Genomic DNA, 18,641 nt, shown 5'->3' on the forward strand with positions numbered 1-18,641 from the left:
TACTATAAGTATTTCTTTTCAACATAAAACGGTCCAAAAGGAAGCATAGAGCAGCCAAGGATTATTCCTATCTGTTTTAAGCTCCATTTCATGGGTTTAATTAATAAGATTCCGCCTAAAACATAAGCGATAAAAAGAATACCGTGAGCCATACCAACCTGTCTAACCATTTCAGGCATTTCAAATATATATTTTAGAGGCATAGCTATGAATAAAAGCAATAAGAAAGAGATTCCTTCAAGTATGCTAATCCATTTAAAGAGTTTGATTTGGCTTTGTAAAGACATAAACAGGATTTAATCTGTGCAAAGATAATTTATAAATTAGAAATGACATTACAGACCTTAAACAGCTTTGTGATGTTTTTAATAAAATTGAGTACTTGCTTTTTACCATTTTTCTTAATTTGCAGGTGTAAAATACATTTATGAAAACTAAAAGGATATTAGTTACCGGCGGATTGGGATTTATAGGGTCTCACACAGTTGTAGCTTTGCAAAATGAAGGTTACGAGGTTGTAATCATTGATAATCTATCTAATTCATCTCTGGATGTTCTGGCTGGAATTACTCAGATTACAGGAAAAACTCCGGAATTTGAGAATATAGACCTAAGAGAAAAAGCAGCAGTAAAAAGCTTTTTTGATCAATATACAGATATCGAAGATGTAATTCACTTTGCTGCCTCCAAGGCTGTAGGTGAAAGTGTAACCAATCCACTATTATATTATGAAAATAATATTTCTACCCTGGTCTACTTATTACATGAATTGAATAAAAAGGAGGGTGCCAGATTTATCTTTAGTTCTTCCTGTACTGTTTACGGCCAGGCTGATGAACTTCCAATTACAGAAGACGCTCCGGTAAAAAAAGCGGAATCCCCTTATGGGAATACAAAACAAATAGGCGAAGAGATTATCCACGATACTTGTAAAACCAATGTAGATTTCAAGGCTATCTCATTACGATATTTTAATCCGATAGGAGCTCATCCAACTGCTGAAATTGGTGAATTGCCAATTGGAACTCCGCAAAATTTAGTTCCATTTATCACTCAAACAGCTATAGGAAAGAGAGAAGAATTATCTGTTTTCGGCGATGATTATCCTACTAATGACGGTACAGCTGTTAGAGACTATATTCATGTAATGGATCTAGCGGAAGCTCATGTTCATGCACTCCAAAGATTAATGCATGGAAAAGAGAAAAATAATTATGAGGTATTTAATTTAGGTACCGGTAAAGGAAATTCTGTGCTGGAAGTCATCAACTCTTTCGAAAAAGTTTCTGGAGAAAAATTACCTCATAAGATCGTAGGCCGTAGAGAAGGAGATATAACAGCAGCATATGCCGATACTACAAAGGCTAATAACGAACTTAACTGGAAAGCAGAACGAACTTTAGATGATGCGCTAAAAAGTGCCTGGAAATGGCAACAGGTAGTAAAACGAAAAGAAGAGGAAGAAAATTAATTTTGCCTCTGCATATAAATAAAATAGGCTGTCTAAAAAATGATATTACTTTCACTTTCTAGACAGCCTCTTAATTTAATAAGAAATTTTTCTTATCGAGTTCCATTTACCAGGAATGCATGTATCACTCCAGGAATCCAACCTAAGGCGGTTAATAGTAAACTTATTAAAAAAGTAACTCCTAACCCGTGCTTCATAAATACAGCCAGCGGCGGTAAAAGGATATTCAATACAATTGTAAGAATTGACATAGTTTTGATTTTATTTGGTTAATAGTAAAAACGCCGTAGCGTAATTTTAAACCAAGATAATATGATTAAAAACCTAAACCTTAGACCTTATGAAAAGTTTAGAATTTTGTTTAGGAAAGAGTTAAACCATTTCGAATATCACTAAAGCATACAGGTAAAATCTTGCAAACCTTAGCAAACCAAAAATCAAATAACTGGAAAACGGGAACCTGATAATACCTGCGGCAATACTCGTCATCGCAAATGGAATAGGTAAAAGCGCTCCAACAATGATTAAAAAGCCACCCCATTTTCTGGTGTTTTTAATATGCTTGGCCATCTTAAGTTCCATAGCTTTATGAACTGCTGGAATTTTTGTGATGCTCACACCAAGCCAATAAGAAACAATTCCGCCCAGGTAAGAAGCTGTTGCTAAAAGCGTAAGAAATAGAATTGGGCTTGAAGATTTTCCTGCCCAGGCAATAAAAAGCTCAGGAGGAACTAAACCAAGAAGTGATTCTGAAAGAAAGAAAATACTTAAAACCTCAAGAGGAGCATAGGTTTCGGTAATAGTTACCAGCATATCTTCAATATCGAGAAGATAACGATCTATAGCCCATAAGGCGCCCACAAACAATACGATAGGTATGATAGCTTTTTTTATACTGTTCCAAACGAACGTATAAAAACCTGTATAACTATAATATTGATGTAATAAGCGTATTCGCGACTTCTTTTTAGATTTCGCTTTTTCTTTCATCAAATAATTTCTTTTTGTAGCAATTTCAGAAGTACTTCTGAAAAGTATTTTCGGGAATTAATAATCTTCCCCGGCATGTTCCTTTAAGGCCTTGACATAATCACGAAGCTCCATTTCATTCAGCTTATTGGAATGTTCGGCCATTAGAGATAGCATATATTCTAAACTTTCCTGCCCGGTAACATCTTCTGTTTCTATAATCTCAGTTTCCTCTTCAGCTTCTTCATTCTCTTCTTCATTATTATCTTCATCCAACTCCAATGGTTCATCATCAGGAATGGCTATTAAAAAGTCGTCATGCTCACTAATATGCTCATGGGTCAACCTGGTTACTTTAGCCAGCAAAGGAATGTTCTCTTCAACTACAAGTTTTCTAAGATCTTTGAGATCTTCAACGATTGTATTGGTAATGATTCCGTTGCGCATCAAGTCGCGTTGAATCTTATTGAGTAACTTCTGTGCTGTTATATTTTCCAAGGTATCTCTATTAAATTAGTCAGTACTTATTTTGCGAAAATTCAATTAAATCTGCTGAATTTTTCTCAGGAACAAAGTTAGTTTTTTTAAGATTCTATAAAAGTCTTTTGTAAGGTTTTATAAAGTATTTAACCTTTAAAATTAACACAATCTTAGAGCTTTAAATTTCAGGAGCATAAGCGTCTTTAGTAGCTTTAAAATTCAAAAAAAATAAATTATGAGTACGAATAAGAAAACAGCTCTTATTACCGGAGGAAGTAAAGGTATAGGTTATGGTGTTGCAGAGACTTTACTAAAAATGGGATATAAAGTAGCTATTACCAGCCGTTCATTATCATCTGCGGAAAAAGCTGCTGGTGAATTATCTAAGCATGGAGAAGCTCTTGGATTGGAAGCCGATGTTAGAAATTTCGATAGTCAGCAAAAAGCGGTTGACCAATTGATTAATAAATGGGGACAGTTAGATGTTCTTGTCGCCAATGCGGGAATCGGAAATTTTGGTTCTGTTGAAGACCTCACGGTAGAGGAGTGGAAAGATACCATTGATACTAATCTGACTGGAGTTTTCTTTAGTATAAAAGCATGCGTAGATGCTTTAAAAAAATCTGAAGGATATATTATCACCATTTCAAGTCTTGCAGGTACAAATTTCTTTGCCGGGGGAGCGGCATATAATGCCAGTAAATTTGGAGTTACAGGCTTTACACAAGCAGTTATGCTGGATCTTCGTGATAAAGGTGTAAAAGTAAGCACCATTATGCCAGGTTCTGTAGCAACACATTTCAATGATCATGAACCTTCTGAAGCCGATGCCTGGAAAATACAGAGTGAGGATATTGGTGAATTGGTAGGAGATCTATTAAAAATGAATCCTCGCACACTACCTAGTAAGATAGAAGTGAGGCCTTCAAAGCCACCAAAAAAGTAATCGTTCTTTATTGATAACAAGCCGGATTTTTTTAAAGGATCCGGCTTTTTTATGCTTCATGATAAATTATTTAACAAGCCTTAGTATATCTGGTTAAATTAATGACAAAGCCCATGATTCCTAAGTTATTTTAGAGGTTTTGGAGTATTTTAGATAAAATCAAAAAAAGAAATTAGTTATGAGCATGAAAGGAAAAACGATTATTATTACCGGAGCCTCAAGTGGAATTGGTGAAGCAACAGCGATGAGATTAGCTAAGGAAGGCGTAAATGTTGTGTTGACGGCCCGAAGAGAAGAAAAGTTAAAGGAACTAAAATCCAAAATCGATAAGGAAAATGGAGGAAAAGCCCTTGTAATTCCAGGAGATGTAACCAAAAAAGAAGATTTCAAGAACCTCATAGATAAAACCAAGAAAGAATTTGGCAGTATTGACGGATTGATAAATAATGCTGGATTAATGCCTTTATCATATGTCAAAAATCTACATACAGATGAATGGGATAAAATGGTAGATGTTAATATCAAGGGGGTTTTAAATGGGGTTGCGGCTGTGCTTCCAACAATGATGGAGCAGAAGAGTGGTAATATTATAAATATTTCCTCTAGTGCTGCTAGAAAGATATATCCCGGGGGAGCAGTTTACTGTGCAACAAAATCTGCAGTAAAAATGTTTTCTGAAGGATTAAGACAGGAATTGGCACCTAAATTCAATATAAATATTACCTCAATTGAACCTGGTTTTGTCGATACTGAACTTACCGATACTATTACCGATGATGAAATAAAAGAAGACGTTCTATCTAATTTTAAGGAGATGACACCGTTGCAAGCAGAAGACATTGCAAATGCTATTTATTATTCACTCTCGCAACCAAAAAGAGCGAATGTAAATGACGTATTTATAATGCCTACAGAGCAGGAACAATAGAGAACCACTAGATTAGATTATTATAAAGAGGCTGTCTAAAAAAGTGAAATTAATGTCACTTTTTTAGACAGCCTCTTTTTGTTTAAGCTTTTACAACCATTTTCCCTAGATTCTTTCCATCAAAAATATCAATAAATGCTTGTGGTGTTTGATCGAAACCTTCCACAACAGTTTCGTCATATTTAAGTTCCCCGGACTTTAACCAACCGGCAAGATCAGAAATTGCTTTTTGATAATCTTCAATATGATCTCTCACCAGAAAGCCTTGCATTAAAGCAGACTTTTTGATTAAGATTCCTTCAGATCTTGGCCCTGTAGGCACTTCGGTTTCATTATAAATTGAAATAGCTCCACAATTTATGATTCTGGCAGCTTTATTAATATTTTGTAATGCTGCATCTAAAATTTCACCACCCACATTATCAAAATAAACATCTACACCATCTGGACATGCTTCACTGATCGCTTTTTTCATGTTCTGAGTGGTTTTATAATTGATACCTGCATCAAAGCCGAATTTTCCCTGGATATGATCAATCTTTTCATCACTACCAGCAATTCCAACCACATGACAACCTTTGATCTTTCCAATCTGGCCAACTACACTTCCAACCGCGCCTGCAGCACCAGAAACCAGAAGAGTCTCACCTTTTTCCAGTTTTCCTATTTTATCCAGGGCGAGGTATGCAGTAAGTCCTGTTAAACCAAGCACCCCCAAATAAGCTGAAAGTGGTGCTATAGATGGGTCTATTTTTCGAAGATCTTTACCGCTATGCGATTGTTGTTTTTTCCAGTCCAGCATTCCAATTACGTGATCTCCTTTCTTGAAATCTTCATTGGAGGAATCTGTAACCTCTGAGACCACCATCGATTCCAAAGGTTTTCCAACTTCAAAAGGTTCAATATATGATTTTTCATCCCTCATTCTTCCGCGTAAATAGGGATCTACAGATATGAATTTAGTTTCTAAAATTATCTCACCGTTTTGTGCATTATCAATTTCCTGAATTTCAAAATTCTTAAGTGAAGGTTTGCCTTCAGGTCTTGATTTCAATATTATTTGCTTATTCATTTTCAACATATTTTATTAACAAATTAAACGGAATTATAAAATGAGACAAATAACATATGCCAATTTCTCCTTAAATATTGAAATTTGTACTATTGCCATTATTTATTGAGGTTAAAGCTTTAATTTCAAAGCTTAAAATTTAGTTGACTTGACCATCCCGTTTAAAAAATACCAAAACGATTTTATAAAATTTTTGAGAAGCACAGACTTTTCTAAAGCGATTGTCCTTACAATTTCAATCGTGGTACCAATTACTATTTTTTCAAATTTTGGTAGCCTGGAAATAGGAATAAGCATTGCCATGGGATGTCTTTTATCTTCTCCCAGCGATGTACCTGGTAGTTTTAAACATAAAATTAATGGGGTTTTAGCCGCTGCTTTTCTTGGGGCATCTTCATTTATAATTGCAGGTTACGCTGCTATGTTTGATTGGGCTGTGATTCCCATGCTACTTATTATGATCTTCTCAATTTCATATTTGTCGGTATATGGTTTTAGGGCATCGCTTGTCACTTTTGCCGGATTACTGGCCGTGGTTTTAAGTTTTGCCAATCTTTCTTCAGGAATAGAGATCTGGCAAAAATCACTACTGATCTTTGCTGGCGGAATATGGTATTTACTCATTAGTATTGGCTGGTACTTTATTAAACCTGAAAGAGCCACCGAACAGCTTTTAGCGGAAACGATGGAAATTACCGCTGATTATCTGAGATTAAGAATTCGACTATTGAGATCTAATCAAAGGGACGATAAGCTTCAGAAAGAATTATTTCAGCTTCAAACCGAGTTAAACGAACATCATGAAAGTCTTCGGGAAATACTGATTAGTGCCAGGAAAACTTCCGGTAGTTCTGGTTATGCACGAAAAAGGTTACTCATATTTATTGATCTGGTAGACATGCTGGAGCTGGCGATGGCACACCCGATAGATTACGAGAGAATGCGAAAGTCTTTTGAGAATGATGAAGAAACACTAAAGATATTTGGTGACTTTACATTGCAATTGGCAAATCAACTGGAGAAAATAGGGCTGGCGGTTTATAAGAATACCAAATTACCGAAGAACCAGATTCCTCACGATCTGGAACAAGTGCAAAGAGCTTTACAAAATTTTCGAAATAATATCGAAATTGAAGAGAAAAGAGAGGCTATGCTTTTGCTTAGAAACCTGTTTGATTACCAATCTAAACAGGCACAAAAGATCAATAATATTGATCGCATTCTAAGAAACCTGGAAAACAAGAAGAAATTTTTCTATAAGGAAAAAGAAGTTCAAAAATTCCTAACGCCACAGGATTACAGCTTCAAAACCATATTAACTAATCTCAATCTAAGTTCCGCTATTTTTAGACATTCATTAAGACTGGCACTGGTAGTTTTGCTTGGATATTTAATAGGTGACTATTTTTCTGTACAGAATTCATATTGGATATTACTTACAATAGTTGTGATTATGAGACCCAATTACGGGCTTACCAAGGTAAGAACGCGGAAAAGGATCGTAGGTACCCTGATTGGCGGTGCAATCGCTATTGGTATTGTTATTCTTACCCAAAACACAATGATTTATGCCATTCTGGGTATTCTTTCTTTAACGCTTGCTTTTTCCCTGATACAGCGAAACTATACAACAGCGGCGATTTTTATTACTTTGAGTATAATTTTTATTTATGCGCTGCTTCAACCGGAAGTGCTTAATGTGATCCAGTTTAGAGTAGTAGATACCTTAATTGGTGCAGGACTAGCGACTTTCGGAAACCTGATTTTATGGCCTAAATGGGAATCACAGGATATTCATAATGTCATTGTAAGCTCCTTAAAAGCAAATTTTGAGTATCTGGATCAGATTGACGAATATTATCATAAAAAGGAAAATCTTCCATTATCTTATAAACTGGCCAGGAAAAAAGCATTTATAGAAATGGGTAATTTAAGTAGTGCTTTTCAAAGAATGACCCAGGAACCAAAATCTAAACAGAAAGATCTACCTGTTGTTTATGAAATTGTAGGTCTTAGCCATACTTTTCTAACTGCATCGGCATCCCTGGGAACCTACATACGTACACATCCCACCACCCATGCTTCCTCAGATTTTGAAGCATATACCAAAGCAATTTTATTTAATCTTTCTAACAGCATGAATATTTTAGAGAAAAAACAAATACTCGAAAAATCTCATGACGAAATTTCTGAGGCAGGACAATCGCTTCATAGAAAATTTGATAAAATGGCTGAAGAAAGAGATATTGAAATTAAGGCAGGGAAAAATCAGATAGATGAGCAAATGCGGCTTAATCTTCAAGAGGCACACCTGGTTACCGGCCAACTAGAATGGTTGCTGGACATTTCAGGCAAAATTGAGGATAACGTAAAGAGATTAAATAAGAAAGAGAATGAGTAAAAGAGATTTCAAAAAATATATAAAGTCTTTGGAAAAGGAAGATCTCGAAGAACAAATTCTTGATCTTTATAATCGGTTTGATGATGTAAAAGTGTTTTACAATTTTGTTTTTAACCCAAATGAAGATAAGCTCGTAAAGGAAGCAAAGTTTAAGATTTCAAAAGAATATTATCCTCCCAATAATCGGAAACCAAAAAAACGTCGTTCCGTTGCCCATAAACTTATCAAGCATTTTTTAAAATTAGAGATGGAACCGTATTCTCTGGCAGATGTAATGTTTTATAATATTGAGATCGCCCAAACTTTTTCAAACGATATAGAAAATATAACGGAGTCTTTCGAGAAAAGTATGCTGAAATCATATGAACAGGCGGCAGATTACGTAATAAGTAATGCCATCTCTTCTGAATTTGGCCCCAGAATTAATAAGATTGCTGAAGAAGCCGATTCCCAGAACTGGACAAACGCCTATCAATTTGACCGGGTTAGAGACCGGTTTTTATGACTAAAAGATATTACATGACAGTATTAAATTAAATACTCCTTAGACTGAGTAAATTATCGGGCTTTGAAGATCAAAGAGGCCATTTTTCTTTGATGAGATAATATTCAAATATGAATTCTAATCCTTGTGATCATATGCTTCCTGAGTTCATTGTAATTAAGTAAATTTGAAATAGACCAATGCGTGCTATGAAATTAGAAACAATTATTAAGAAAATAGAAGATCAAAAACACCTTCCAAATCTCAATTTTAGCATTAAAGAAAAGACGGAGGCCTTTACCAAAAAACTTTTCTACACCCTGTTTGATAGACAAACGCCTGTAAAGGATAATCTTATGGAATTAGGGATGGATTTTGAAGTACTTGCCAAACTGGTTTGCTGGGAACCAGGTTCGCCTTGTCAGGATATTTGGAGTAATTATTTAAATAAACTCCCGGAGATTCTTGAAAAATTAAATCTTGATGCCCAGGCAATCGCAAAAAATGATCCGGCTGCAAATTCTGTAGAAGAAGTTTATCTTTCCTATCCTGGATTTTTTGCCATCGCCACCTATAGATTGAGTCATGAATTTTACAAATTCGGACTCCCTCTTGTGCCGCGACTCATGACAGAATGTGCTCATAGTATTACCGGAACAGATATTAACCCGGGTGCCAGAATAGGTAAATCATTTTTTATTGACCATGCCACCGGAGTGGTAATAGGGGAGACGGCGGTAATTGAAGATAATGTAAAGATATATCAGGGTGTTACGCTGGGAGCCTTAACGGTTAACAAAACACTTAAAAACATAAAGCGCCACCCAACCATTCAAAAGAATGTTACTATTTACGCAAACGCGACTATTCTGGGAGGAGATACCATTATTGGGGAAAATAGTGTAATTGGCGGAAACGTCTGGTTAACCAAGTCGGTACCTAAAAACTCCATGGTTTCCCATACCCCACAAATTAATATTAAAAATAATTCAGATAAATGAACGACTCAATCATAGATCTTGTAGGGAATACCCCGCTGGTAAAAGCTAAAAGATTAATAGATAAACCAGGGGTAGATTTATATTTTAAGTTGGAAGGCCAGAATCCTGGAGGGAGTGTAAAAGATCGTGCCGCATACAGTATGATTAAAAATGCATTAGACCGAGGTGATATTGATAAAAGCACTAAGCTTATAGAGGCCACCAGCGGAAATACAGGAATAGCACTCGCCATGATCGCCGGGATTTTTGGTTTGGATATTGAACTGGTGATGCCGGAGAATTCTACAGTAGAACGTGTACAAACCATGAAAGCCTATGGCGCAAAGGTTATTTTAACCAGTGCTGATGACGGAATTGAAGGCTCCAGGGATTATGCAGAAGATAAAATGAACTCCGGGGATTATTTTATGTTGAACCAGTTTGGAAATGAGGATAACTGGAAAGCGCATTATAATACCACAGGACCTGAAATATGGAAAGATACAGACCATAAAATCACCCATTTTGTTTCTTCTATGGGTACCACCGGAACTATTATGGGAACAAGTACATATCTAAAGGAAAAGAATAAGGAGATTCAGATCGTAGGCGTCCAGCCTACAGACGACTCCAGAATACCGGGTATTCGAAAATGGCCCGAAGCCTATTTGCCAAAAATTTTTAATCCGAAAAAAGTTGACAGGATTTTAGAAGTAAGCCAGAAGGAGGCGGTTGATATGAGCCGGAGGCTGGCTGAAGAAGAGGGGGTTTTTGCAGGTATGAGTAGTGGTGGTGCGGCAGCGGCAGCGGTTAGACTATGCAATGAACTTGATAGCGGGCTTGTTGTTAGTATCGTTTGTGATCGCGGAGACAGGTATCTTTCTTCAGATCTTTTTGAATAAAAAACTAATAAAAAGGCTGTATAAAAATTAGCGTTAACTCTGTATTTGTTGATCTGAGAGATCAACTTTTATTAACTACTATTACATTTTAACATTTAGACTGCCCATTGAGATCAAGACAGTTGCTAAAATTTATACAGCCTCTAATTTATTAGTCTATGGAAGCGACCCCACTAATTGATGCGCTGGGAGTAAGCTTCATTTTTGTTTTCTCTTTACCTCTTTCTAAGGTCATTATATATTTTTGCTTTTCAATCTGGTCACTTCTACCATAAGCGATATATTTATTTGACGTCATAGTCCAACCTTTATTCTGGGAGTAAACCTCATTTCTTACATGATATGGTAGAGGAATATTCTTGAATTTTTGATAGTTATTCACTATCTCCCCATCTTGGTTATAAGTTGCTTTTATATAGCCATTGGAACATTTCGCAGTAACAATAATATCACCATTAATATTATCCTGAGCCTCCATATATCTCAGTATATCAAAGTTTTTCTTCATAAATGAAATAGCGTCGGATCGAAATTGAGTAGAAAATTTCTCTTTTACTTTAACAATTCCGTTTGCATAATCTTCAAAAACGATTTCTGCGGTTGGATCAAAATTCAATCTTGTTTCTTCAAGTTGAATTATTCTTTGAGAATAGGAGGAAAGCACCCATCCTGCGACTAAAATTAAGGTGATAATTTTTTTCATAATACAGTATATAATTGATGAATAAAATATTTTAAGAACCACCAAGGTAGTATTTAAAAGACTGTATAAGAACGACTTAAGTAGCACAAGAGTATCTATTTTCTATTTTTATAGTGTTTATCTAATTCCTTGATCAAGAGGGAAATATCTTTAATTTCTACCTGATTTCTGTGAATAGCAATTGAGCCGTTTTTTTTTAATTCCTGCAGATGCCTGTTTACTACCGCCCGGGTAGATCCTATTAAATGAGCTAACTCTTTATTTGGCAGATCGTTAATAACTTCAAGCTGATTAGATTTTTTATCGATATTTCCTATTAACAGCTTTAAAAGACGAGTCGAGATATTCGTAAATATTAATTGAGAGACGTTTTCTTCGAGCGTTCTCATTATTTTTCCTGTATATGATAAAAAGTACTTATAGTATACAGGGTTTTTATTGAGCCAGTCTCTTAAATGATCCATCGAAACTGCCAGAACCTTAATATTATCCAGACATTCATAGTAAACCTTATGACTAATCCCGTCTACTAAACAGAATAGATCAAAGACATCTCCATTTTTAAGTAAGAATAAGGTGTGCTCTTTATGACTGCTTTCATCAACATTATACATTTTTATTCTTCCGGAAGTAATGATATAAAAATGAAAAAGGAATTTTTGATGGTTAATAATACAGGTGTTTTTCTTCCATTTTTCCTCATGAAAATGCACCAATAGGTCTAACCAGTCAACTTTCTTCATATTAGAAAAAAGTTCACAAATTAAAAGTGTTTTCTCGTATTTGGTAAATAAACGCTCTGCTGAAGTCAAATCACGGGATTTTTAGTTAATAAAAATTCCGGGGGATTTTACAGAGTTATTTTTTTCAGGGAATGAAAAAAGTATTATCCAAAATAACCATTACAAATCTACAATATTTTTAAAATTGGAGCGTGTTTTTTTAGGGCTCATAAACTGCAATAATTTTTTGAGTAATGCTTAAAATGGCTTATTTTTGCAAAATTGCTTACTTAAAAAAATCTATGGCGTCAGAAACATTTGGTATTGAAAAGAAGAAAGTAGACAAGGAGTTATATGACTACCAACAAAAAGATATAGATAAGATATTCGGCGTAATTGAAGAACATCCTGAAAACTATAACCTTCTTTATCAACTACCTACCGGTGGTGGAAAAACGGTGATTTTCTCTCAAATGACAAGGGAGTATATCCAGAGAACAAATAAAAAAGTTCTTATACTTACGCACAGAATTGAACTTTGTAAGCAAACTTCTAAGATGCTTTCAGGGTTTGGAGTGCGCAATAAGATCATTAATAGCAAGGTAAAGGAATTACCAGATCAGGACGATTATATGTGTTTTGTTGCCATGGTGGAAACACTAAATAATCGATTGAATGATGAAAAACTGGAAATTCAGGATATTGGATTGGTGATTATTGATGAAGCACATTACAACTCATTTAGAAAATTATTCAAGTTCTTTGAAAAGTGTTTTATCCTTGGAGTAACAGCAACTCCATTAAGTTCCAATATTAAACTTCCGATGAAAGATAACTACAGGGAGCTTATTGTTGGGGATTCTATTTCTTCTTTAATAGAAAAAGGCTTTCTAGCTCAGGTTAATATTTATAGTTATAATGTGGGATTAACCAATCTTAAAGTGGGGATGAATGGTGATTACACCGTAAAATCTTCTGAAGAGTTATATTCTAATTATAGCATGCAGGAGAAGCTTCTCACTGCTTATTATGAGAGGTCTAAAGGTAAAAAGACGCTGATCTTCAATAATGGTATCAACACCTCTGTAGAGGTCTATTATACTTTTAAAAACGCAGGTTTGCCTATTAGGCATCTGGACAATACAACGAGTAAGCAGGACCGGAAAGACATTCTAAAATGGTTCAAACATACACCAGATGCTATTGTTACTTCAGTAAGTATTCTTACTACAGGATTTGATGAGCCTACAGTAGAAACGATTATTCTAAATCGTGCCACAAAATCACTTACACTTTATTTCCAAATGATTGGCCGTGGTTCACGTGTGCTAAAGAATAAAGATGAGTTTAATGTAATAGATCTAGGGAATAATTTGGCTAGATTCGGGCATTGGAGCACTGCGGTAGATTGGAAACAAATATTTAGATCTCCCGATTTCTATTTTGAAAATCTTCTTAGTGATGAAGATATTGAAAGAGATTTTCAGTATCAAATGCCTCCTGAAATTCGAGAGCAATTTTCCAAATCTGAAGATGTCACTTTTGACATTGAAGAAGCTTATGATATAGTGATCAAAAAAGGTCTGAAATCTAAAGCTGTTTTGGAATGGTCTATGGAGCAACACGTAAAGATGTGTGTTGAAAATAGTGAAGATGTATTTGACGCAAGGATCCTCGCGAAGGAATTAAAGGATGATATTTCTTCCCGTATAAAGCAATATTCTTACTGTATAAGTAAAAGCACCAAGAATTATCGTGATTGGCTGGAAGAAGACTATTCGCGTAAACTTAGGATGGAGATCAATAAGGAATTCTAGAAATTTGTATCAGATGATTTAATGTTTTTTTCCACAAATTCCGGTTCGCGAACACTACCTCCCACAACGATGGCTGCACTAATAATTAAAAGATTTTTAATTATATACTGGCCTTCCATACTTAATTGAAGAGGGAATTCGGTAAAAATAATTTCAGGAAGGAAAACTATAGGCAGGAAAGTGCCCGGAATTTGAAAGATCAATAATAGTATAGCTAATCTTATTGTTTTTTTCAAACAGAGAAATAAACCAATAAGCACTTCCCAAACTCCCAGAATAGGAATAAAAGCTTCGGGTTCTAACCAGAATACCGTAGCCGTAATTACGTCTTCAGCAGGACTCTCCCCAATTACTTTTAAAAACCCAAACCAAACAAAAATAATGGCCAGTGAATACCTTAGAACAGGTTTGCCATAAACGTACATCCAACGGGAAACTCTAAAATCCAATTGTTTAACTTTTGATATGACGGAGTTTTTGCTCACCTCAAAACGGTATTTCTGCTATTATGTCTTAATAAGAAATTTTAGTTATCATCCTTTTTGCCGAATAGACGTTTAAAGAAACCTTTCTTTTTCTTTTTATCGTCCTTTTCCTCATTCCTGGAATTTTTATTTTTATTTCCGGAAAATAATCTTTCAAAAAAGTTATCACGTTCTTCTGGCGGACATTCCATCAATTCTGCCAATTCCCGACTTAAGGGCTGGAACCTTGCATTTGTGATATTATTAAATTCTGAATCGGCATTCATTTTTTGCATGAGTTTGGCAAAAACAGGGAGGGCAGAATTTGCTCCCTGACCAATACCTGTATTTCTGAATCCTATCCTGTGATCGTCTGCACCCACCCAGGTTACGCAAACCAATTCTGGAGTAATTCCTACAAACCAGCCATCCTTGTTATCCTGTGTGGTTCCTGTCTTTCCTGCAATATCATTTTGCAGGCCGTATTTATATCTTAACCTGGTAGCAGTTCCTTCATTAACCGTTGCCTGCATCATATTAAGCATGATCTTTCTGGTATCTTCTGAAAAAGCTCTCGTCTTTGATACTTCCGGTTGAAACTCAGCGAGTAAATTCCCATTTCCATCTTCAATTTTAGTAATATAATAGGGTTTAGAATAACGCCCATCATTTACGAAACTGGTATATGCTGAAGTAAGTTCACCTAGATTGAGTGATGCTGTCCCTAAGGCAATAGAGGGAACTTGTGGAAGATCAGATACTATACCCATTTTACGAGCCTGATTTATAACCTTCTCTATTCCTGTTTCCATCAGTACTTTTACCGCAATGGTATTCATTGACTGACTTAAAGCAGTTTTCAAATTATAGTTCATATTTGGATCGTCACCTTCAGAAGATGAATTAGAAGGAGTCCAGCCATCTGCATACGTAACTTCCCGAACAGAAAAATAGGAGCAGGGATCAATTCCACTTTCCAGAGCAGCCGTATAAACAAACGGTTTAAAAGTAGATCCCACCTGTCTTTTACTTTGCGCAACATGGTCATATTTGAAGAAACGGAAATCTACACCACCCACCCAGGCCTGGACCGCACCGTTTTTTGGACTTACCGCCAGTAAACCTGAATTTAGAAACTTTAAATAATGTGAAATACTATCAATAGTACTCACATTTTTTGTTTCCATACCCTCATATTCAAAAAGTTCGGTGGGGCGGGTTTTTTCCAATTCTTTGAGAATATCACGCTCACTCATTCCATCTTTTTGTAAATTTTGATACCTCCCGGATCTTTTGATGGCACTATTTAATATATCTTTATTACGAATCCAGGGTGCATAATTCCCGTAAGATTTTTCATGTTCCTGTTGCAATTCAGACATATGCTCTGTCATAGCTTCTTCAGCTAATTGCTGCATTTCATAATTAAGGGTAGTGTGAACAATAAGTCCGTCACGATAAATATTATATTTCTGTCCATCCTTATTTTTAAGGGTGTCAAGAATCTTACTAACGTCTTTTCTAATCTGTTCTCTAAAATACGGAGCAACCCCTTTATTGTTGCTATAACTTTTATAATCCAGGACTAGCGGTTGCATTTTAGCTTCTTCAGCTTCCTCCACGCTTAGATAATCATACTTGGACATTTGCATTAAAACTACATCACGTCTTAAACGACTACGTTCCGGAAAAATTCTGGGATTATAATAATGGCTAGCCTTTAGCATTCCAACCAGAACAGCAGCTTCCTCTAGGCTTAAGGCGGAAGTATGTTTGTTGAAAAATTTTAGGGAAGCACTTTCAATTCCGTAGGTGTTATCACTAAACGGAACCGTATTAAAATAGAGCTGTATGATCTCATCTTTAGAATAGATATTTTCCAATCTCTTTGCAATCACCGCTTCCTGCATCTTATTTATCACAATGCCGAACATTCCAAAATCCCGACGCCCATAAATGTTCTTGGCTAATTGCAGCGTAATGGTGCTTCCTCCTCCGGCAGATTCATCCTGAAGTAAAATAGATTTAAAGAAAACCCTTAGCAGGCTACGATTATCAATCCCATCATGCTCATAAAATCTGGCATCTTCGGTGGCAATCAGAGCTTCGTTAAGGTAGGGTGGGAGTTGCGAAAAATCAATAGGTTGCCTGTCGAATATATAAAACTTCCCAATAAGTTTACCATTGGCTGCAAGAACCTGGGTTGCTTTATTTTGTTTTAGCTCGGTAAGCTCTTTAGAACTTGGGATCTTTCCCCACATTCCAAAATAGATACTTCCAAAAAACAAGAAGAATAGTACTATTAAACTGGTAAATATAATTAAAGCCCATTTTAATTTTGGGTGCCTTTTTATGTATGCTAACATTTGTTGAAGATAAATACTGCAAATAAACAAATGTTTACGTCAGAAGCTTTGGTTTTGAACTAATTTAGATTTTTTTTAACCAAAAATTATAGCCGATAAACTTGAATTTACCGGCTAGGTTGAAATAGTTTTCATACGATAGCTTTTTTTGCTCTAAATGAAACGCTTTTTAATCTTGCAATCTCGTTTGCAATTACCTTTTACCTTCTGGATAATCAATAAGTAAAATTTGAGTTCTTACACCAAAGTCTTTCAATTAGGTTAGGTAAAATTGTCACGGCAGATGATTATACAATTGAAGAATAATCAAATGTAGCTTTGGCGACTATAATAATTGCTGTGTTTGGTAGAAGCTTTTAAGTTTAAGAATGGTCTTCGATGAGTAAGACCTCCTTCTTTATTCGTTCCAAAATCCTGGATAATGCTGTCTAATGATGTCATAATTGATGATTTTATTGATTGATGAATTTTGTTTAGGAAAATCTTCTTCGGTTATAGAAGCTTGTCTTGTTAGAACTAGCCTCTGTACTCATAAATGATTTTCTGTTTTTGGTGTTGCTTACTAAAGTTGTCATGATTGATGAATTTTAATGATTGTTTCTATTTAATAGACGACGTTAAAACTAAAGCGTTACAGTACTATGTAATAAAAGGTACTAAATTAACATATCTTTAACTTTATTTGATATTTAGACTTTTATAGCACGCTTGAATTATTGAAGCATTTATTACAGGAGAGGTACATTTATTATCTAATGAAGGTTTTTTTAGAAAAGCATAACTAAGGTTATGATATAAAAAAAATTCGGACTCAAATGCGAAATTTGTAGATAAAAGAAAAAAGTTAAGATGAGATCAATATAAAGCATTCAAAGTATTGTTAATCTTTTTGTGCCTGATGCTCATTCATGTAATTTTAGTTTACTAAAAATAATTTCATGAATAAATGGGCCATTGGTATCATCGCGTTAACTTTAATTTTAGCTGGAGTTGTATATGCCATTTATGAAAGTAATGATTACGATTTTGAAGATTCGACTAAATCTTACGAAATTCTAAACAAATGGGAGCTACCAGAAGAACTTGATGAAGTCTCCGGTATGCAATGGATTGGAGATGAAAAAATAGCCTGTGTGCAGGATGAAGATGGAATTATTTTTATTTATGATCTATCAACCTCTAAAATAATAAAGCAATACAAATTTGCCAATTCCGGTGATTACGAAGCATTAACTTCTTTAAATAACGAATTATGGGTAGCCGAAAGCAATGGTAAGCTCTTCAATATAAAAAGTCTGGAGGGAGTAGAAGAGAATTCTGAGGTAATTGAGCTTGAATTTGAATATCGAAATAATATTGAAGGCCTTGCTGCAAATACCAATGGTGAGCTTTGGTTATCTGTGAAAGAGAGAAATCTTGATAATAGCAGTGGTTATAAAGGTATTTATTCTTTTAACCCATTAACTAATAAACTTAATAAAGAGCCGGTTTTAAAAATAAGTTATGATGATCCGAAATTTGATGTTTTAAAGACAGATAATCCCCGAAAGCTTATTCGTCCTTCAGATATCACTTTTTCTCCTCTTAATGATGATCTCTATGTTTTGGATGCTGAATTCCAAAAGGTTCTTATTGTAGATCGTAAAGGACAAATAAATAATCTACATCTTCTGGATCCAGCGGAATTTGCCCAGCCGGAAGGTATTTGTTTTAGCCCGTCCGGTAGATTATTTATTGCCAATGAATCCCTGGGAGGGCCGGCAAATATTATTGAAGTTAAAATAAACTAATTGTTTGTCCGTAAAGCATCCTAAACTGAAAAATAGCGTCATTCTGTCCCGATAACTATCGGGATTGTTTCAGAATCTCAGTTTAATGTAAATCAATGCGATATTGAGACCCTGAAATAAATTCAGGGTGACGAAAGAACGATTGG

19 protein-coding genes are annotated in these 18,641 nt (G+C 35.2%); 9 read left to right on the forward strand and 10 right to left on the reverse strand.

From position 1 onward, the window contains the following. Window positions 1–2 precede the first annotated feature (2 nt). Entirely contained in the window at window positions 3–287 is a 285-nt protein-coding gene (locus GFO_RS07130; protein ID WP_041250047.1) for a DUF3817 domain-containing protein, read from the reverse strand. A gap of 140 nt (window positions 288–427) precedes the next feature. On the opposite strand from GFO_RS07130, the gene galE reads away from it, so the two are divergent. Then, entirely contained in the window at window positions 428–1,471 is a 1,044-nt protein-coding gene (gene galE, locus GFO_RS07135; protein ID WP_011709406.1) for a UDP-glucose 4-epimerase GalE, read from the forward strand. A 92-nt stretch (window positions 1,472–1,563) separates the two neighbouring features. Here galE and GFO_RS07140 read toward each other — a convergent pair whose 3' ends face one another. From GFO_RS07140 to GFO_RS07150, 3 genes are all read right to left on the reverse strand, one after another. Then, window positions 1,564–1,722 (reverse strand): YqaE/Pmp3 family membrane protein, encoded by a 159-nt coding sequence (locus GFO_RS07140; RefSeq protein ID WP_011709407.1) that lies wholly within the window; start codon window positions 1,720–1,722, stop codon window positions 1,564–1,566. A gap of 121 nt (window positions 1,723–1,843) precedes the next feature. Continuing rightward, window positions 1,844–2,461 (reverse strand): YqaA family protein, encoded by a 618-nt coding sequence (locus tag GFO_RS07145; protein WP_011709408.1) that lies wholly within the window; start codon window positions 2,459–2,461, stop codon window positions 1,844–1,846. A 57-nt stretch (window positions 2,462–2,518) separates the two neighbouring features. After that, window positions 2,519–2,938, reverse strand: coding sequence for a hypothetical protein (locus GFO_RS07150; RefSeq protein WP_011709409.1), 420 nt, complete (start codon window positions 2,936–2,938; stop codon window positions 2,519–2,521). A 217-nt stretch (window positions 2,939–3,155) separates the two neighbouring features. On the opposite strand from GFO_RS07150, the gene GFO_RS07155 reads away from it, so the two are divergent. Both GFO_RS07155 and GFO_RS07160 read left to right on the forward strand, forming a co-directional pair. Beyond that, window positions 3,156–3,866 (forward strand): SDR family oxidoreductase, encoded by a 711-nt coding sequence (locus tag GFO_RS07155; protein WP_011709410.1) that lies wholly within the window; start codon window positions 3,156–3,158, stop codon window positions 3,864–3,866. 178 nt (window positions 3,867–4,044) lie between these two features. Beyond that, the gene (locus GFO_RS07160; protein WP_011709411.1) at window positions 4,045–4,794 is read left to right on the forward strand and encodes an SDR family oxidoreductase; all 750 of its coding nucleotides are present in this window, start codon (window positions 4,045–4,047) and stop codon (window positions 4,792–4,794) included. Window positions 4,795–4,876: 82 nt separating this feature from the next. On the opposite strand, the gene GFO_RS07165 is transcribed toward GFO_RS07160, so the two are convergent. Further along, the gene (locus tag GFO_RS07165) at window positions 4,877–5,866 is read right to left on the reverse strand and encodes an NADP-dependent oxidoreductase (protein ID WP_041250049.1); all 990 of its coding nucleotides are present in this window, start codon (window positions 5,864–5,866) and stop codon (window positions 4,877–4,879) included. Between the two features lie 193 nt (window positions 5,867–6,059). On the opposite strand from GFO_RS07165, the gene GFO_RS07170 reads away from it, so the two are divergent. The 4 genes from GFO_RS07170 (at window position 6,060) to cysM (ending at window position 10,633) form a co-directional block, all read left to right on the forward strand. Continuing rightward, a complete protein-coding gene (locus GFO_RS07170; protein WP_229664776.1) occupies window positions 6,060–8,267 on the forward strand; it encodes an FUSC family protein in 2,208 nt (735 codons plus the stop codon). Then, on the forward strand, window positions 8,260–8,772 hold the full coding sequence (locus tag GFO_RS07175; RefSeq protein ID WP_011709415.1) for a DUF6155 family protein: 513 nt from the start codon (window positions 8,260–8,262) through the stop codon (window positions 8,770–8,772). Before GFO_RS07170 ends, GFO_RS07175 begins: the two co-directional genes overlap by 8 nt. A gap of 188 nt (window positions 8,773–8,960) precedes the next feature. Continuing rightward, the gene (gene epsC / locus GFO_RS07180) at window positions 8,961–9,752 is read left to right on the forward strand and encodes a serine O-acetyltransferase EpsC (protein WP_041250289.1); all 792 of its coding nucleotides are present in this window, start codon (window positions 8,961–8,963) and stop codon (window positions 9,750–9,752) included. Further along, the gene (gene cysM / locus GFO_RS07185; protein WP_011709417.1) at window positions 9,749–10,633 is read left to right on the forward strand and encodes a cysteine synthase CysM; all 885 of its coding nucleotides are present in this window, start codon (window positions 9,749–9,751) and stop codon (window positions 10,631–10,633) included. Before epsC ends, cysM begins: the two co-directional genes overlap by 4 nt. 151 nt (window positions 10,634–10,784) lie before the next feature. Here the strand turns inward: cysM and GFO_RS07190 are convergent, their stop codons facing one another. Together GFO_RS07190 and GFO_RS07195 are read right to left on the reverse strand one after the other, a co-directional pair. Next, on the reverse strand, window positions 10,785–11,336 hold the full coding sequence (locus tag GFO_RS07190; RefSeq protein ID WP_011709418.1) for a hypothetical protein: 552 nt from the start codon (window positions 11,334–11,336) through the stop codon (window positions 10,785–10,787). A 95-nt stretch (window positions 11,337–11,431) separates the two neighbouring features. Further along, window positions 11,432–12,079: a Crp/Fnr family transcriptional regulator gene (locus tag GFO_RS07195; RefSeq protein WP_148264601.1), complete on the reverse strand. Its 648-nt coding sequence runs from the start codon at window positions 12,077–12,079 to the stop codon at window positions 11,432–11,434. Between the two features lie 281 nt (window positions 12,080–12,360). On the opposite strand from GFO_RS07195, the gene GFO_RS07200 reads away from it, so the two are divergent. After that, on the forward strand, window positions 12,361–13,875 hold the full coding sequence (locus GFO_RS07200; RefSeq protein ID WP_041250290.1) for a DEAD/DEAH box helicase: 1,515 nt from the start codon (window positions 12,361–12,363) through the stop codon (window positions 13,873–13,875). On the opposite strand, the gene GFO_RS07205 is transcribed toward GFO_RS07200, so the two are convergent. The 3 genes from GFO_RS07205 to GFO_RS18015 all read right to left on the reverse strand — a co-directional run bounded on the left by GFO_RS07205 (window position 13,872) and on the right by GFO_RS18015 (window position 17,146). After that, a complete protein-coding gene (locus tag GFO_RS07205) occupies window positions 13,872–14,324 on the reverse strand; it encodes a hypothetical protein (RefSeq protein WP_229664775.1) in 453 nt (150 codons plus the stop codon). The two genes, GFO_RS07200 and GFO_RS07205, sit on opposite strands and share 4 nt — an antisense overlap. Before the next feature lie 77 nt (window positions 14,325–14,401). Beyond that, window positions 14,402–16,705: a penicillin-binding protein 1A gene (locus GFO_RS07210; protein WP_011709422.1), complete on the reverse strand. Its 2,304-nt coding sequence runs from the start codon at window positions 16,703–16,705 to the stop codon at window positions 14,402–14,404. Window positions 16,706–17,011: 306 nt separating this feature from the next. Beyond that, window positions 17,012–17,146: a hypothetical protein gene (locus GFO_RS18015; RefSeq protein WP_262489191.1), complete on the reverse strand. Its 135-nt coding sequence runs from the start codon at window positions 17,144–17,146 to the stop codon at window positions 17,012–17,014. Window positions 17,147–17,643: 497 nt separating this feature from the next. On the opposite strand from GFO_RS18015, the gene GFO_RS07215 reads away from it, so the two are divergent. Further along, window positions 17,644–18,495 (forward strand): SdiA-regulated domain-containing protein, encoded by an 852-nt coding sequence (locus tag GFO_RS07215; protein WP_011709423.1) that lies wholly within the window; start codon window positions 17,644–17,646, stop codon window positions 18,493–18,495. Window positions 18,496–18,641 lie beyond the last annotated feature (146 nt).

The organism is Christiangramia forsetii KT0803 (genome assembly GCF_000060345.1).
In the GTDB taxonomy this organism is placed as follows: Bacteria; Bacteroidota; Bacteroidia; order Flavobacteriales; family Flavobacteriaceae; genus Christiangramia; species Christiangramia forsetii.

Bases quoted from the DNA above. Each gene is read 5' to 3' on its own strand.
- GFO_RS07210 (WP_011709422.1), bottom strand. From the start codon at position 16,705: ATGTTAGCATACATAAAAAGGCACCCAAAATTAAAATGGGCTTTAATT.
- cysM (WP_011709417.1), top strand. From the start codon at position 9,749: ATGAACGACTCAATCATAGATCTTGTAGGGAATACCCCGCTGGTAAAA.
- GFO_RS18015 (WP_262489191.1), bottom strand. From the start codon at position 17,146: ATGACATCATTAGACAGCATTATCCAGGATTTTGGAACGAATAAAGAA.
- GFO_RS07200 (WP_041250290.1), top strand. From the start codon at position 12,361: ATGGCGTCAGAAACATTTGGTATTGAAAAGAAGAAAGTAGACAAGGAG.
- epsC (WP_041250289.1), top strand. From the start codon at position 8,961: ATGAAATTAGAAACAATTATTAAGAAAATAGAAGATCAAAAACACCTT.
- GFO_RS07130 (WP_041250047.1), bottom strand. From the start codon at position 287: ATGTCTTTACAAAGCCAAATCAAACTCTTTAAATGGATTAGCATACTT.
- GFO_RS07140 (WP_011709407.1), bottom strand. From the start codon at position 1,722: ATGTCAATTCTTACAATTGTATTGAATATCCTTTTACCGCCGCTGGCT.
- GFO_RS07165 (WP_041250049.1), bottom strand. From the start codon at position 5,866: ATGAATAAGCAAATAATATTGAAATCAAGACCTGAAGGCAAACCTTCA.
- GFO_RS07160 (WP_011709411.1), top strand. From the start codon at position 4,045: ATGAGCATGAAAGGAAAAACGATTATTATTACCGGAGCCTCAAGTGGA.
- GFO_RS07155 (WP_011709410.1), top strand. From the start codon at position 3,156: ATGAGTACGAATAAGAAAACAGCTCTTATTACCGGAGGAAGTAAAGGT.
- GFO_RS07175 (WP_011709415.1), top strand. From the start codon at position 8,260: ATGAGTAAAAGAGATTTCAAAAAATATATAAAGTCTTTGGAAAAGGAA.
- GFO_RS07195 (WP_148264601.1), bottom strand. From the start codon at position 12,079: ATGAAGAAAGTTGACTGGTTAGACCTATTGGTGCATTTTCATGAGGAA.
- GFO_RS07190 (WP_011709418.1), bottom strand. From the start codon at position 11,336: ATGAAAAAAATTATCACCTTAATTTTAGTCGCAGGATGGGTGCTTTCC.
- GFO_RS07145 (WP_011709408.1), bottom strand. From the start codon at position 2,461: ATGAAAGAAAAAGCGAAATCTAAAAAGAAGTCGCGAATACGCTTATTA.
- galE (WP_011709406.1), top strand. From the start codon at position 428: ATGAAAACTAAAAGGATATTAGTTACCGGCGGATTGGGATTTATAGGG.
- GFO_RS07215 (WP_011709423.1), top strand. From the start codon at position 17,644: ATGAATAAATGGGCCATTGGTATCATCGCGTTAACTTTAATTTTAGCT.